Raw genomic sequence first — 14,300 nt, 5'->3', positions numbered from 1 at the left:
TGCCCGCAGCTTCTTGGCATCCGACGGTTCCATCCCGCCATACTTACTCTTGTATTTGTAGAAGGTGCCTTGGCTGATCCCATAGCGCCTGCAAACGTCAGCCGTCTTCTCGCCAGCTTCCTGCTCCTTGATCATTTGGATGATCTGTTCGTCCGTGAATCTCGTCTTCATTTGTCCGCCTTTCGGTTGGGCGGACTCTACACAAAAATGGAGGAAATTCAGGGGCTCAGGTCACTCGGTCGGGTAAGCATCCCTCTGAGGACGCGATAGCTTCTATGACGATTATTCTGCCAGAAAGATTCGTCTGGCAAAACTTGCGCCGTTAGCGTCCGGCTTGGCTGCTCTGACGCGCCATAGAGTGAGTTGATAAGTGTCCACCATTGATAGTGGACATCTTGAGGACGGATAGCAGTGCCGAAGTCGGCCTGCCGATACTCGTCAAGCTCGGCCGACCCGTGCTGAGCAACGCGGACGAACTCAGGCGCCTGTTCGACACCTGGAAAAAAGAGCTGTCCAGCAAGGCACTCGAGCGCATCCGACGGCACTTCTGGTCCGACTTCGAAGCCGGACGATCGCTCGACAGCTACGTCTCGATGCGTGACTTAGACTTCCTCGAGTTCCAGGAGGAATGGGTCCTGGAACTCGAGCATCTCGCCAAGGCGGACGTAGGCGCCCTGTTGGATGCCACCCGGAAGTATCGCATTCTGTATGTTCCCTTCGTGTTCGATCCCTCGCGATGGTGTGTGATGGAGTTACCGAACCCACTGAGCGCCGCCGGGCGGGGTCTCTTCAGGGAAATCGGCGCCGGGGCAACCCGACTGAAATTCGGCATCGCACAATAGGATGGCTTCTGCGCGAGCAACTCCGATGCCAAACGGTGGCCGAGCTTGTGACCACGATACGCTGACGGTTCCCCTTGTACCTGCGGTGGCGGAAGCCTGTGAAGGGCTGGCTCATGAGGGTAACGTCAATGGCCACGGGGTTGCGGGCGGGCGTCAGGGGAGACACGCGCCCGCCAGCGAAGGTCGTCAGAAAGCGAACATATCCTGGAACTGCTCCCGCAGGATGTTCTTTTGAACCTTGCCCATCGTGTTGCGCGGCAATTCTGCAAGAACGACCAGTTTGCGGGGGTGTTTGAACCGGGCCAGAGAGTGATGCACGGCCTCCATCATTGCATCCGTATCCGGCGTGGCGCCTTTTTCTGGGACGATCACCCCCAACACTGTTTCACCAAAATCAGGATGGGGCACGCCAACCACCGCGCTTTCTAGAACGCCAGGCTGGTCGTCCAGAACCAGTTCAATTTCCTTGGGGTAGATGTTGTACCCCCCCGAGATGATCAAATCCTTGTTGCGACCAACAATGTGGACATAGCCATCGTCGTCTATCTTGCCCAAGTCCCCGGTGAGGAAGAAGCCGTCTTGGCGCAGTTCCGCAGCCGTCTTTTCCGGCATCTGCCAGTAGCCTTTAAAGATATTCGGCCCACGCACTTCGATCTGGCCCACCTCGCCTGTTGCAAGGGAGGCACCAGTGTCAGGGTTGGTAATCTTGAGCTCAACCCCAGGCAAGGGAAAGCCCACTGTCCCCGCGCGGCGTTCGCCGTCATAGGGGTTGGAGGTATTCATGTTTGTTTCGGTCATGCCGTAGCGCTCTAGGATCCGGTGGCCTGTGCGCTCTTCGAACTGGGAATGGGTTTCGGCCAAAAGCGGCGCCGAGCCGGACACGAACAGGCGCATATGCGCCGCCAGGTCTTTTGTGAAGCGCTCATCGTCCAACAGACGCGTGTAGAAGGTAGGAACCCCCATCATGGTGGTGGCCTCAGGCATGCTTGCAATGATCTGGTCCAGATCGAACTTCGGCATGAAAACCATACTGCTGCCCGCAGCGAGCGTGACATTGGTGGCCACAAACAGCCCGTGCGTGTGAAAAATCGGTAGAGCATGCAAGAGGACATCATCCGAGGTGAAACGCCACTCGCTGACCAGGGTGCGGGCATTCGAAAGCAGATTGTCCTGTGTCAGCATTGCGCCCTTGGAACGACCGGTCGTACCGGAGGTGTAGAGGAAGGCTGCCAAGTCATCCCCGGTGCGCTCAACGGGGGCAAAACTCATCGGCATGACCTGCGCCTGCGCCATCAGGGTTCCGCCGCCATCGGCATTGAGGGTTTCGATCTGCGCACTGAGCCGCTCGGCCACCACACCCAACTGGTCTTCGTTTCTACCGTCGCAGACAATCAGCGCCGCACCGCTGTTTTCGATGAAGTAGCTGAGTTCATCGACCGTATACGCCGTGTTGAGTGGCAGAAAGACCAGCCCTGCCTGTGCACAAGCGGCATATAGCGCCAGTGCTTGCGGGGATTTCTCGACCTGAACGGCGACCCGGTCTCCGGGCTTCAGCCCAATTTGAGCTGTCACATTGGCAATCTGAGCGCTGGTCGCAAGGAAGTACTGGTGGGTGATCACCTGACCGTCGAGCAGACGCAGGAAGGGCGTGGTCTTTCCGGCGTGGATACCGAAAAGACCGTCATAGAGAGGATTTGCCATGGGGTTACCTTTCTTCGGTCTTGGGAAGTGCGACTGGTCCGGCCAAAGCTTGGACCTCGGCCGTTGCTACGACTTCGCGTGTGTTGGCAAAGTTTTCATGGTTCTGCGCGACCCGAGCCAGGTCGTAGAGATAGTTCACCATTGTGCCGCCCGACTGAGCCCGGCCTTTGTCCGAAATATCGCCATCGGCATGCACCGCGTGAACAATCGCCCCGTTGCCAAGATGGAACCGAGCCACCGGATCAAACGGCAGCCCGCCACTGGATTTTGCGTTCAACAGGTAGTGCGCGGCCAACGCCTGCATGTTTTCCGGATCATCGGTGGTCCAGGTCAGCCCCACCTGTGTCAGCCATTTGGTCAGGCCGGGAATGGGCGACAGGGTGACAAAGGTGTCAAGACCGGACAGTTCCGCCGACAAGTCTGCTGCGACCTGTTTGATCAGCGAATTTCCAAAGGAAATACTGGCGAGCCCGGCCTGGCAGTTGGAGATCGAGTAGAACACGGCAGTGTCCGCCTCTTCCGCAGGCAATGCAGTTCGGTCTTCAACCAAAAGTGCCTGCACCGACCCGGGAGTGCCCTTGGTCAGGGCGACCTCGACAAAAATCAGCGGCTCATCGGGCATCGACGGGTGGAAGAACGCAAAACAGCGACGATCCGTTGGTTCCAGGCGACGGCGCAGATCGTCCCAGCTGTGGATGGCGTGCACCGCTTCATAGGCAATGATCTTTTGCAGGATATGGGCAGGGCTTTCCCAGCTGATCGGGCGCAAGACAAGGAACCCGCGATTGAACCAGGAGGCAAAGAGATGGCGAAAATCCAGATCCAGCGCCTGCAGTTCCGGCTGTTTGCCCCCCAGCCGCAACAGATCGGCGCGCATCTTCACTAGCGCCCCAGTGGCCCCCGGCACCCGGTTCAGGCGGCGGACAAATTCCTGGCGGGCAGGTTCGGCAGCGTCGGCAAAGGCCTGATAGCTGGCCTTTGATGGGCTTCGCTCGTAGTCGTCGAGCGTGGTGCGGACCGCTTCCGGGTCAATATTCATCGTGGATGCGATATCCTGAAAGAACGCGAGCTTGTCCGCGTCCTCCAGCTCGGCAAACCGCGACAGAATTTCCCGGGCCAGTGCCAGCCCCGAGGTCTCGCCCGCAGATCCAACCAGCGCAGTGGCCATTTCGGTCAGCGGGCGACCGTCCTCGGTTGCCCCCGGCGCTTCGCGGCGATAACGCCGCTCAAAGACCGTGGACAGAAGATCGGCAAGAAGGCTCATAGTGCAACCCCCATGACGACGTTCGGCAGCCAGGTCGCGAGACCTGGGAACAGGCACAGCAGGATGATTGCCAGGACCATACAGGCCACAAAAGGCAGCGAACCGGTCAGAATGGTCTTAAGCGAGATATCAGGTGCAATGCCATTGATCACATAAAGGTTCAGACCAACCGGCGGCGAGATCAGGCCGATTTCCATGTTGATCGTCAGCACAACCGCAAACCAGATCGGGTCAAAACCTGCGGTGTCAATAATCGGCAGCAGGATTGGGGCAGCCATCAGAATGACAGCAACCGGGGGCAGGAAGAAGCCAGCAATCAGCAGGAATACATTCACAACCCCCATCAGAACCCAGCGGTTCACATCCAGTGTGCCGATCCATTCGGCGATCGACTGGGTGATGAAAAGTGAGCTGAGCATGTAGGAGAACACACCAGCAGCCGCGATGATAAAGAGGATCATCACGCTTTCCTTGGTGCTGTCCCGCAGCACAACCCAAAGATCTTTGGGGTTCCAGAGCTTATAGATGATCATGGCGATCAGCAGGCAAAGCAGCGCGCCAACGGCGGCGGTTTCCGATGGCGTGGCGATGCCGCCATACATGGCATAGAGCACGCCGATAATGATGCCGAGGAACGGCAGAACACGGGGCAGGATTTCGAACCGTTCGGCCCAGGTGTAGCTGCCTGCGCCCAGGCGCGATGCCTCGCCGGATTTCCAGGTGGAGTAAAGCGACCAGGCCATGAACAAGGTCACCAGCAACAGACCGGGGATCACACCGGCCAGGAACAGGCGGCCAATCGAGGTTTCGGTGGCAATGCCGTAGACAATCATCGTGACCGAAGGGGGGATGAGAATGCCCAGCGTACCGCCCGCTGCGATCGAGCCTGCCGCGACGCCATCAGGATAGCCGCGCTTGCGCATTTCCGGGATGCCCATCTTGCCGATAGCGGCACAGGTCGCAGGCGAAGAGCCAGACATGGCAGCAAACAACGCACAGGCCCCCAGGTTCGATACAACCAGGCCGCCGGGGACACGGGTCAGCCAGCGCTCCAGTGCTTCGTACAGATCGGCCCCTGCCCGGGTCGATGCGATGGACGCCCCCATGATGATGAACATGGGGATCGACAGGAGCGCAAAGTTGTCAAGTTTGCCAAACAACAGTTCGGGCATCAGTTCGAGAGAGCGCGCGCCATCAAAAACCAGCAGGAAACCAGCGGAGACGATCAGCAGGCCAATGGCCACGGAAACGCCAGAGAAAAGTACGAGGATGGTGACAATCGCCACGATTGCCCCAAGCAAAAGCGGATCCATTAGGTGTCCTCCAGTCCAAAGGGTTTGTCGACGCCGGTCAAAACCGCCACCAGGTCAGCGATCAATTGCAAAAGCAGCAGGCCAAAGCCCACTGGCAGCGCCAGGTAGGGGATCCACAGGCGCACCCCCCAGACAGTGTCGGAACGCCAGCCGCGGTCCCAGGCAAAATGCCAGTAATCATAGCCGTAAAACAGCATGATCGAGACGATGCTGATCGACAGGACCGACGTGAGAATGGCCATGAAAAACCGTGGGCGCGGCGGCAGCGCGAGCGGAATAAGGTCGACATTCACGTGTCCGCGCAACCGCTGCACATAGGGCAAACCGACCAATGTTGCGGCTATGACCAGATAAATAACGGCTTCGGTTTGCCATATGGTCGACCCGTTCAGAACAAAGCGCACGATGATCATTTGGCAGGTGATGGCGACGGCAGAGACAATCATGCCCGCCGAACACCAGCCAGCCAATGTTGAAAGCGCCGCGACGACGCGAAGGAAAAGATTGTTCCCCGTATGGGAAGCAACGGCGGAGCCATGACCAGCCATGTGCACCTCCTGATGTTATTGGAACGGTAAATAAATGAAAAGCGGGGCGGATTTTCATCCACCCCGAGTGGCGGTCATTCGACAGCCAGTGCCAGGTCGAGCAATGCCTGCCCATCCGCGACTTCTTCGACAAATTTTGCGTAGGAGGTTTCCATCGCCAGCGCACGCCAGGCATCAAAATCCTCGACACTCATCTCGGCAATCTCGACGCCGGCCTCACGGAAGACCTTGGCCGAGGCAGCATCCTGGCTCTTGGCCTCTTCCATATAGAAGGCCTCAGCCTTTTCGGCGGCGGCGATCAGCGCGTTTTGTTGCGCTTCGCTCAGGCCATCAAACGTGCGCTTGTTCATCAAGAGTGGCTGATACATGAACCAAAGCGCCACATCGCCCGCCGGCGTGTAACAGCTGACCTGCTCGTAGATGCGGTAGCTGACGAAAGACGACGAAGAGGTGTTTGCAGCCTGCAGAACACCCGTCTGCATCGCATTGTAGATCTCGGACGACGCCATCGACGCGATGGATGCATCGGCACCGGCTAACATTTGTTCAAACGACTTGCCAGCCGCGCGGGTCTGCAGGCCTTTGACGTCTTCGGGTTTGGTGATGCACTTGTCCTTGCCGGCAAAGCCACCTGCCAGATAACCGTGAACCAAAACCATCACGTCATCTTCCGCCATCTTGGCTTCCAACGCTTCCATAAAGGGAGAATGCGACAAGCGCGCTGCGTGATCATGGTTTTTCACCAGGCCGGGCATCAGGGTCAAATTGTAGGCGGGCTGTTGACCACCGGCGTAGGACAGCGGCAGAACTGTCATGTCCAACTGGCCTCGGCTGAGCGGCTTGTACTGCTCGCGCGGCTTGAACAGCGACTTAGACCCGAAGATTTTGATTTCGAGATCGACCCCGGCTGCCGCGACTTCGTCGGCAACGATCTGCGCGACCTGATGACGGATGTCTTTGCTTGACCATTGGTGCGACAGGCGAAGCTCAGTTGCTCCTGCCAATGTGCCCATGGAAGCAAGCGCCAGGGCGGCGACAGCGGTGTTCAGAATGGGTTTCATGTTATCCTCCTCCAAGAATCCAACCCGGAATACACCAGGTTGGCCCTAACGATAGGTGGGGTGTGTTTTTTAAGTCAAGTATCTTGTATACAATAACAACAATCTTGAGCTTCAATTTCATGTTTGGTAATGCAATTATATGGAAAAACGTCGTGCCGATATCATCGCAGAGCAGCTCGAAGAGCGCATTTTTGATGGAACCTATACGGACGGAGATCGGCTGGACGAAGTTCGTATTGCCGAACAGTTCGGCGTGTCCAGAACACCTTTGAGGGAAGCATTACAACGGCTTGCACGCTCTGGGTTGGTAGAATTGGTTCCCCGGCGCGGCGCTTTCGTTCGTCAGCCTGGCCCGGTTGAACTCTTGGAAATGTTTGAAGTCATGGCGGAAGTCGAAGCTGTCTGTGGGCGTCTTGCCGCCAAACGCATTTCTGACGAAGCTCTGGCAGATTTGCATGATGCAAATGACAGGTGCCAAGCGGCCGTTGAGGCACAAGACCCCGACACCTACTACAGCGAGAACGAGCGATTCCATAAAATTATATACCGGGAGTCAGGCAACGGCTTCCTGGAATCAGAGACTGGACTTCTGCATCGACGCCTCCAGCCCTTCCGGCGTCAACAGCTGAGACTACGCGGCCGCATGGTGCAATCCATGAGCGAGCATAAGATCATCCTGGAAGCCTTGGAACAGGGCGACTCTGAGGCAGCAGCTGACGCGCTGCGTGGTCATGTGGCGATCCAGGGAGAGAAATTTCACAGTCTGATGGCAACCCTCAAAAACGCCGCCCCATGACGGCTTGGGGAGCGCCCCATCCTGGTGCCCGGCCCTCCTTCATTCTTTACAGCAACATTTTTTCCCTACCGACCAGACCAACAGCAAAGAACAGGTTTTCACGCTGCATCGCAGCGGCTCAAACCTGTTCAAATTGGGTAAGATGGCCTTGCAGGCCGGTTTTCACCCTGCCCCAGGTCTCCTGCAGCTTGGCCAGCGGCGGTTTTTGATCGGTTTGCTGCACCTCAATTTCAATCAGAGCACCACGCAGATCCAGCTGACCTAGAACCGCTGCAGATCCAGCCAGGCGATGGGCCTCTTTGCGATGGGTATCAAGCAGTTGAGACACGCCAGCCAGCACATCCAAAAAGCTGTCGACCTCTGCGATAAAGGTATTCAGAAAACCCGTTGCCCGCTCAGCCCCAAGGGCGTCAAAGAATTGCGCGATATCGGATTGGTCTTGATCGGCTTCGCCAGCTTGGGCCGGAGCTGTATATCGCGCAACCAGAACTGAAAGGTCCTTATTGCTGACCGGTTTTGTCGCCACTTCGGCAAAGCCCGCCTTGAGAATGCGCGCATGGTCTTCCGGGGCCGTATGGGCGGTCAGGGCGACAATCTCCACATCCTGAGCAAGGTTTTCACCGCGTATCCGGCGGATTGCTTCGATGCCATCCACCTCGGGCATACTGATATCCATCAAAACAAGGTCAAACCGCTGCTGCCGACATGTTTCTACCGCAGCAGCCCCGCCTGACGCGACCGTGACCTGATGCCCCTGTTTCTCAAGCATCCGCTGAAACAGCTCGCGATTGATGTCATTGTCTTCCACCACCAAGATCTTGGCAGAATGCTCCTGGGCCTGTTCGATGGCGGGATCGGCGACGGGCAGCGACTGGGCTGTGGGCAGCGGCAGGACGAGAGAGAACAAACTGCCCTCGCCCAATTCGCTTTCACAGGTGATGGTCCCCCCCATTGCCTCGACGATACGGCGGGTGATTGCCAAGCCCAGGCCAGTGCCTTCGCTGCTACGCTGATAACTGGAATCCAAGGTGATAAAGTCTTCAAAAATCCGGTTGAGGTTATTCTTGGCAATGCCCTCGCCGGTATCAGCAACGTGAAACTCGATCTGGCCTGCTGTGGCGTTGGGATGGACATCAATCATAACCCCACCATCACGCGTGAATTTGATCGCATTGCCAATCAGATTAAGCAGAGCCTGTTGCAGCGCCCGCGGCCGCCCGGTCACCATTTCCGCCCCGTCGTCGATGCCATAGCTCAGGGTCAAATCATTGCCATTTGAACGCGCTGGGGCCTTTTGACTTTCCACCAGACCTTCCACCAATTCGCGCAGATTAAAGACGCTTTCAGTCTCCGTTTCGATACCGGCTTCCAGGCTCGACAACTGCAAGACATCATTGACGTGATGAAGCAGCAACTCGCCGGACACCAACATCGCATCCAGGTAACGGCGTTGCTCGCTGTCTGGCCCCATTTGCTTCAGCAGTTCAATGGAACTCAGGATCCCGGTCAGGGGCGTGCGCATTTCATGGCTCATCACCGTTAGCAAATTGGCCTTGGCACGCTCTCCCGCCAAGGCATCATCACGGGCCCGGCGCAGCTCTTCCTCTACGGCAATGCGATCGGAAATATCACGAATATAGCCAACATAGGCTTGGTCGGTTTCACTGCGACTGACGGAAAGCGACATCTCCATCGGGAAGATCTCGCCTGACTTTCTTTGCGCCTGCAGCTGGACCCGCCCCCGACCCGCCACCCGGGGACTGAGTTTTTTTTCCAAACGTTTCATTCCCACGCGATGGACCTCGCGCAGATGTGGAGGAATGATCAACTCATCCATTTTCGCCCCCATGACCTCCTCGCGCCGGTAGCCAAAAATCGCTTCGGCGGCACCGTTAAAGGCAAGGATGCGGCTCTCTTGGTCAATCATCAAAATGGCATCAAGCGAAGACGAAATCATCGCCTCCATACGAGACGAGGCCTTACTGCGCTCTTCCGCCAGTCTGCGCCCCCGGCGATACATCCACCCAGACAGCAAGGCAGTGACCGCCAACGCTATGATCAGGGCCAAAAGCACCACCGCCAACCGCCACATGATCGCAAACAACTGCAAACGCTTGCTTTCGGTATCTTCGACCTGGATGACCACGCCAAAAAGCGCCAGTTCGCGCACGTCATCGCCATTGTGTAGCAGGTGCATCGCGATCAGATGGCGGTTCTGCATCAGCTGCTGATCTGGCACGTCAATCAACTCGACAAGGGACTCCAGGCGTCCCTGCAACCGACCGAGCAGCTTACCACCTGCTGGCGAATTGCGCAGATCAGCAAAAAGCGGACCTTCAACAAAGGTGGCTATGCGACTGTAATAGACGTCAAATTGACGCCGCAGAGCGGTGATACCTCCGGGCTCTGCCGCCGCGTCAACGGCCGCTTGCAGCTTCAGATGGTCGACTTCGGCCTGGGACAGGACCCACTGCATATTGTCGGTTGCCGCCGTCGACAGCCCCTCCAGGCGCTGCACAACCTCATGGCCAAGACGCATCGACTGCAGGGTCAGCAGCGGCAGCACCATCAGCGCCATGAGGAGCAGGATCTTTGTCACCCGCGGCCAGTTTCCGGGGCCAAGCCTGCCCCAAGAGAACGCTCCAGCCGCCTTCCTGGGGAAGGCGGCCTTGGGACGAGCGTTCTTTTGGTTTCGGATCTGCCCGGCTGTCTGTGTCATTCAGATTTTTGCCCCAATGTCAGGTGGCTCAGTTGCCAAATGCTGCGCGAATAGACCGCCTCGGTGCGGTAGGACAGGTTCTGGTCATAGGGGTAAATCAGCCACAGCGGCCCCTTGCCCCGCAGCGACATGGTTTTGCCATTGCGCAGATAGGCAACAATTGGCCCGCCAGCGACTGCATCAGACAGCGGCACCTCAACCATATAATCATTGACGGCGCGCGCCTCGATGGTGACACCCGCTGTCTGCGCCGTCACATTGAAATGCGCCAGCAGATCGGCCAGGGGCACACCGGTGAAGCTTTGCGGCCCAGTTGTCCAAATGGTGGAGGTTTCAAAGTGCTCTGCGGTAAAGGCCTGCAAGTCTTGCAGTGTCAGGTGCTCTTCCCGCGCCCCGTCGCCTTCGATCGAAACGGTGAGCAAAACCTCACCCTGATGCGCTGGGGCCGCATCTTCGGTTGCCGTACCTGCCAAGGCTGTACTAGCCCCAAACAGGCCCACAAGTGCTGCAAGCGCCCCACTAAAGGCCAGGGACAACAACTTCTTACCGCCTATCATCATCTATCTCTCCAATACCGGTACAAAATGCGTTCTGGGGTTTCCCAACAGTCAGCACCCTCTGTGCTGTCTACGCTATCTGCGATTGAAAAAAGCCTAACATATCTCCGCCTTGGGACTATCTACGCCTGCGGATAGTGCCCTATCCTTCCGTATAGGTGGGATATCCAAGGGTCTAGAATCCCGCCCCTTGAGGGCCCTATTCAGGGCAAAAGAGCAGCCGGCAAACGCCGCATTATTGAGCCTTTTTTCATCTATAAGAACCGTTCCTTCTGGGCCTTGGGGCGTCAGCCAGAAAAATAGGCTCCTTCACAACATCGCCGCCGACGCGCTGGAAAATCTTCTCTCAAATTGATCCAAAATCTTGATGGATTTGAAACACTTCCAATTGTAAGCTTACCTAAGACAACTCGAACTTGGTTAAGGTTTTCATGCGTATTTTGTTAGCAGACGATCACGATATGGTCCGTGAAACCATCTCTGCCTACCTCGAAAGCAAAGGCGATGCCGCCGTGTTTTTGGCGACAGATCTGGCTGGTGCTCTGGACCAAATCAACAGGGATGGCCCCTTTGATCTTGTCTTGTTGGATTACCAAATGCCCGGCATGCATGGGCTTGCAGGGCTGACCCAGGCGATCGCTGCCAATGGCGGCAAGGGCGTTGCAATTCTGTCCGGCAATGCCCCAGCGCAAACCGCCCAGGACGCGCTCAAACTGGGGGCAATTGGCTTTATTCCCAAAACCATGGGCGCCCAGTCGCTGCTCAATGCGGTCCGCTTTATGGCCGCAGGAGAGATCTACGTTCCCGTAGACCTGATGCGCCCAGAACCCGCAGCCCCTGCACATCCTCTGGCGGAAAAGCTCAGCCCGCGCGAAAATGAGGTCCTCTCCGGGCTGTGCAAAGGCCAATCCAACAAAGAGATCGCCCGTGACCTTGATCTGCAGGAAGTCACGATCAAGCTGCATGTCCGGACGCTGTGCCGCAAGCTGGACGCAAAAAACCGCACCCAGGCTGCAATGATCGCTAAAGAAGCAGGCCTGTACTAAACGCATTTCCAAAGCCCGCGCAGGCCCAAAGAAGCCAAACCAGTCGCAGCCGTTTTACAGCACCTCCGCCGGTGCCCTACGACACCTTGGCAGGCAAGGCCGCGTAGCCGCGAAAACGCATACGCCCACCATCCCGTCGCCCCGCTAGGATCTGATAGGTGGGAAAGCGCGCCAAAAACCGCTCGAGGGCAATTTTTCCTTCCAGCCGCGCCAGGGTCAGCCCCACACAAACATGTGGACCGCCAGCAAAGGCAAGGTGACGGTTGGGTTTACGCCCAATGTCAAACGCCTGCGGATCGGCAAAGATCTCTGGGTCGCGATTGGCCGCACCAATGAGAAGATGCAGATTGCTGCCACGTGGAATGACGACACCACCGATTTCAACCATGGCCGTGGTTTCGCGGTTGCCCAGCTGATTGGGCGAGCGAAAGCGCAGCACCTCCTCTATGGTCGTCTTGATCAGATCCGGCTGCGCCAGAAGCCGGATGCGTTGTTCCGGGAAATCATGCAGCAGTGCCAGGGCGTTGCCAATCAAGTTTGTGGTAGTCTCATGCCCCGCATTCAAAATGAAAATACAGTTTTGGATCAGCTCGATCTCGCTTAACCGCTCGCCCACGGCCTCGCTTTTTTCATCGCCAATGAGCCGGGTCAGGACATCGGTTTCCGGATCCCCCGGCGCTGCCCTGCGCCGGGCAATAAGATCTTGCAGGTAGGCCTTGAACTCTTCGACCGCCCGATGCCCCAAGGCCAGCTCCGCCTCGGTCAAAGACGGCTCCAGCGCCCCCAAGATTGCCAGCGACCAGTCCCGCAAGGGGCCGCGCTCCTCCAGCGGGACATCCAGCAGGTTGCCGATGACCTGAATGGGAATACAGGAGGCAAAATCCGCGATCAGATCCACCGAAGACTTCCCCTGAAGCCCGTCCAGCAGATCATCAACGGTGGCGATCAATCCTGGTTCCATGCGGGCAATCGCCCGCGGCGTCAGCGCCGAACTCATAATCCGGCGCACCCGCGTGTGCAGCGGCGGATCCGAAAACACCAGCGAGGTGGTGTGATGTTCAAACAGCGGCGAATCCGGGCCAAATTTGGGGGAAAAGACCGCCTTTTTGTCGGAAGAATACAACGCGGTGTCCCGGTAGATACGATCCAGATCCCCATACCGACTGATGAGAAAGGACCCATCCGGCTGCGGCAATACTGGGGCCTGCGACAGCAGCGCGTCATAAATGGGAAAGGGATCTTCAACAAACCCAGCGGGCGGGTTGGTTAAATCAAAATGTTGAATATCTGCCATCGGCGATGCAGCGGGGGCTGACAAATGATTTACTCCTGAAATTTGCTCTCAGGATCCGATGAAAGCGCCATGCTGTCAATAACATGGGATCATGCGCGCCGCCTGCCCTTTGATGCAAAAGGACGGGTGACAGGGGCAAAAATTCTGCCTATGTTCGCCATATGTCCACCGCTATTTCCACCATTCGCAACCTTGGCCCCGCCTACGAAGACTCCTGTAAACGCGCGGGTATTCACAGTGCAGAAGAGTTGCGCGCCCTCGGGGCGGATGTTGCCTATGGGCGCCTGCTGGCCAGTGGCAGCAAACCCCATTTCATCGCGTATTACGTCCTGGTCATGGCCCTGCAGGGACGCCCCTGGTATGATTGCAAAGGCGCGGAAAAGAAGGCCCTTCGCAAGCGGTTCGACGCCATCAAGACCCAGAGCTATGACAAAGATCTTGGTGAGTTTGAGAGGATTCTCGACCAGATTGGCGTTATCGACAGATCAGCGCGCCGGTAGCGCCGCCTCCCCCTGCCACAGCCGCTGGAGCCCCCTCAGCCGCAACTCTCATAGAAAAAGGCCGCCGTGGATTTCTCCGCAGCGGCCCCAAAATCTCATTCTCTGATCAGAGAGGTGGCTTAGCCAACCAGCTCAAGACCGGAGAAGAAGTAAGCGATTTCAACAGCTGCTGTTTCAGGAGCGTCGGAACCGTGAACCGAGTTTTCGCCAACCGATTCAGCAAACTCAGCGCGGATGGTGCCGGCTGCGGCGTCGGCTGGGTTGGTTGCGCCCATGATTTCGCGGTTTTTCGCGATTGCGTTTTCGCCTTCCAGAACCTGGCAAACGATTGGCTCGGAGGACATGAATTCACACAGCTCGTCGTAGAAGGGACGCTCAGCGTGCACTTCATAGAACTTGCCAGCCTGAGCTTTGGTCAGGTGGATGCGCTTTTGTGCAACGATGCGCAGGCCAGCTTCTTCGAATTTGGCGTTGATCGCACCGGTCAGGTTGCGACGAGTGGCATCGGGTTTGATGATCGAGAAAGTGCGTTGCAGAGCCATTGGGCGTTCTCCATTTGAAAGATTGGCGGCAAAAATATGCGCCGTATTATTGCGCGCCGCCTAACACGCCAGCGGACCTATGGGAAGAGGTGAGTTACGCCGAACACAAAATTGCAG

The 14,300-nt window shown here is 57.3% G+C and carries 14 protein-coding genes; 4 read left to right on the top strand and 10 right to left on the bottom strand.

What is annotated here, in order from left to right; translation table 11 throughout:
• On the bottom strand, positions 1-171 hold a 171-nt coding region (locus QZ268_RS15775; protein WP_295454541.1), incomplete at its 3' end, for a transposase.
• 209 nt (positions 172-380) lie between these two features.
• Here QZ268_RS15775 and QZ268_RS15770 point away from each other — a divergent pair.
• Positions 381-842, top strand: a complete 462-nt coding sequence (locus QZ268_RS15770; RefSeq protein WP_295454537.1) for a hypothetical protein — start codon at positions 381-383, stop codon at positions 840-842.
• Positions 843-1,028: 186 nt separating this feature from the next.
• Here QZ268_RS15770 and QZ268_RS15765 read toward each other — a convergent pair whose 3' ends face one another.
• The 5 genes from QZ268_RS15765 to dctP form a co-directional block, all read right to left on the bottom strand.
• A complete protein-coding gene (locus QZ268_RS15765; protein ID WP_295454535.1) occupies positions 1,029-2,543 on the bottom strand; it encodes a malonyl-CoA synthase in 1,515 nt (504 codons plus the stop codon).
• 4 nt (positions 2,544-2,547) lie between these two features.
• On the bottom strand, positions 2,548-3,807 hold the full coding sequence (locus QZ268_RS15760; RefSeq protein ID WP_295454534.1) for a malonyl-CoA decarboxylase: 1,260 nt from the start codon (positions 3,805-3,807) through the stop codon (positions 2,548-2,550).
• Positions 3,804-5,120, bottom strand: coding sequence for a TRAP transporter large permease (locus QZ268_RS15755; protein ID WP_295454532.1), 1,317 nt, complete (start codon positions 5,118-5,120; stop codon positions 3,804-3,806). The genes QZ268_RS15760 and QZ268_RS15755 overlap by 4 nt, the downstream gene beginning before the upstream one ends.
• Complete coding sequence (locus QZ268_RS15750) at positions 5,120-5,668, bottom strand: TRAP transporter small permease (RefSeq protein WP_295454530.1); 549 nt, start codon at positions 5,666-5,668, stop codon at positions 5,120-5,122. Before QZ268_RS15750 ends, QZ268_RS15755 begins: the two co-directional genes overlap by 1 nt.
• A gap of 74 nt (positions 5,669-5,742) precedes the next feature.
• Positions 5,743-6,729: a TRAP transporter substrate-binding protein DctP gene (gene dctP, locus QZ268_RS15745; RefSeq protein WP_295454528.1), complete on the bottom strand. Its 987-nt coding sequence runs from the start codon at positions 6,727-6,729 to the stop codon at positions 5,743-5,745.
• Between the two features lie 139 nt (positions 6,730-6,868).
• Between dctP and QZ268_RS15740 the strand changes: the two genes are divergently transcribed.
• Complete coding sequence (locus QZ268_RS15740) at positions 6,869-7,525, top strand: GntR family transcriptional regulator (protein WP_295454526.1); 657 nt, start codon at positions 6,869-6,871, stop codon at positions 7,523-7,525.
• Positions 7,526-7,643: 118 nt separating this feature from the next.
• Here the strand turns inward: QZ268_RS15740 and QZ268_RS15735 are convergent, their stop codons facing one another.
• Both QZ268_RS15735 and QZ268_RS15730 read right to left on the bottom strand, forming a co-directional pair.
• Positions 7,644-10,244, bottom strand: coding sequence for a PAS domain-containing hybrid sensor histidine kinase/response regulator (locus QZ268_RS15735; RefSeq protein ID WP_295454525.1), 2,601 nt, complete (start codon positions 10,242-10,244; stop codon positions 7,644-7,646).
• The gene (locus tag QZ268_RS15730; protein ID WP_295454523.1) at positions 10,241-10,804 is read right to left on the bottom strand and encodes a molybdopterin-dependent oxidoreductase; all 564 of its coding nucleotides are present in this window, start codon (positions 10,802-10,804) and stop codon (positions 10,241-10,243) included. The genes QZ268_RS15735 and QZ268_RS15730 overlap by 4 nt, the downstream gene beginning before the upstream one ends.
• A 428-nt stretch (positions 10,805-11,232) precedes the next feature.
• Here QZ268_RS15730 and QZ268_RS15725 point away from each other — a divergent pair, with 428 nt between their 5' ends.
• On the top strand, positions 11,233-11,847 hold the full coding sequence (locus QZ268_RS15725) for a response regulator transcription factor (protein WP_295454522.1): 615 nt from the start codon (positions 11,233-11,235) through the stop codon (positions 11,845-11,847).
• A gap of 76 nt (positions 11,848-11,923) precedes the next feature.
• Here the strand turns inward: QZ268_RS15725 and QZ268_RS15720 are convergent, their stop codons facing one another.
• Positions 11,924-13,141 (bottom strand): cytochrome P450, encoded by a 1,218-nt coding sequence (locus QZ268_RS15720; RefSeq protein WP_295454539.1) that lies wholly within the window; start codon positions 13,139-13,141, stop codon positions 11,924-11,926.
• A gap of 161 nt (positions 13,142-13,302) precedes the next feature.
• On the opposite strand from QZ268_RS15720, the gene QZ268_RS15715 reads away from it, so the two are divergent.
• Positions 13,303-13,641, top strand: coding sequence for a TfoX/Sxy family protein (locus tag QZ268_RS15715; RefSeq protein ID WP_295454520.1), 339 nt, complete (start codon positions 13,303-13,305; stop codon positions 13,639-13,641).
• Positions 13,642-13,760: 119 nt separating this feature from the next.
• On the opposite strand, the gene ndk is transcribed toward QZ268_RS15715, so the two are convergent.
• Positions 13,761-14,183, bottom strand: coding sequence for a nucleoside-diphosphate kinase (gene ndk, locus QZ268_RS15710; protein ID WP_009812004.1), 423 nt, complete (start codon positions 14,181-14,183; stop codon positions 13,761-13,763).
• Positions 14,184-14,300 lie beyond the last annotated feature (117 nt).

Origin of the sequence: uncultured Pseudophaeobacter sp. (assembly GCA_905479575.1) — a bacterium.
Classification (GTDB): Bacteria; Pseudomonadota; Alphaproteobacteria; order Rhodobacterales; family Rhodobacteraceae; genus Pseudophaeobacter.
The sequence above is the reverse complement of the archived record's forward strand: the minus strand, read 5'-3'. Positions and strand labels throughout refer to the sequence as shown.

What these genes read in the sequence shown, in the direction of transcription:
- QZ268_RS15730 (WP_295454523.1), bottom strand. Translation starts at nt 10,804, where the DNA reads ATGATGATAGGCGGTAAGAAGTTGTTGTCCCTGGCCTTTAGTGGGGCG.
- QZ268_RS15760 (WP_295454534.1), bottom strand. Translation starts at nt 3,807, where the DNA reads ATGAGCCTTCTTGCCGATCTTCTGTCCACGGTCTTTGAGCGGCGTTAT.
- QZ268_RS15740 (WP_295454526.1), top strand. Translation starts at nt 6,869, where the DNA reads ATGGAAAAACGTCGTGCCGATATCATCGCAGAGCAGCTCGAAGAGCGC.
- QZ268_RS15720 (WP_295454539.1), bottom strand. Translation starts at nt 13,141, where the DNA reads ATGGCAGATATTCAACATTTTGATTTAACCAACCCGCCCGCTGGGTTT.
- QZ268_RS15755 (WP_295454532.1), bottom strand. Translation starts at nt 5,120, where the DNA reads ATGGATCCGCTTTTGCTTGGGGCAATCGTGGCGATTGTCACCATCCTC.
- QZ268_RS15750 (WP_295454530.1), bottom strand. Translation starts at nt 5,668, where the DNA reads ATGGCTGGTCATGGCTCCGCCGTTGCTTCCCATACGGGGAACAATCTT.
- dctP (WP_295454528.1), bottom strand. Translation starts at nt 6,729, where the DNA reads ATGAAACCCATTCTGAACACCGCTGTCGCCGCCCTGGCGCTTGCTTCC.
- QZ268_RS15725 (WP_295454522.1), top strand. Translation starts at nt 11,233, where the DNA reads ATGCGTATTTTGTTAGCAGACGATCACGATATGGTCCGTGAAACCATC.
- QZ268_RS15735 (WP_295454525.1), bottom strand. Translation starts at nt 10,244, where the DNA reads ATGACACAGACAGCCGGGCAGATCCGAAACCAAAAGAACGCTCGTCCC.
- QZ268_RS15765 (WP_295454535.1), bottom strand. Translation starts at nt 2,543, where the DNA reads ATGGCAAATCCTCTCTATGACGGTCTTTTCGGTATCCACGCCGGAAAG.
- ndk (WP_009812004.1), bottom strand. Translation starts at nt 14,183, where the DNA reads ATGGCTCTGCAACGCACTTTCTCGATCATCAAACCCGATGCCACTCGT.
- QZ268_RS15715 (WP_295454520.1), top strand. Translation starts at nt 13,303, where the DNA reads ATGTCCACCGCTATTTCCACCATTCGCAACCTTGGCCCCGCCTACGAA.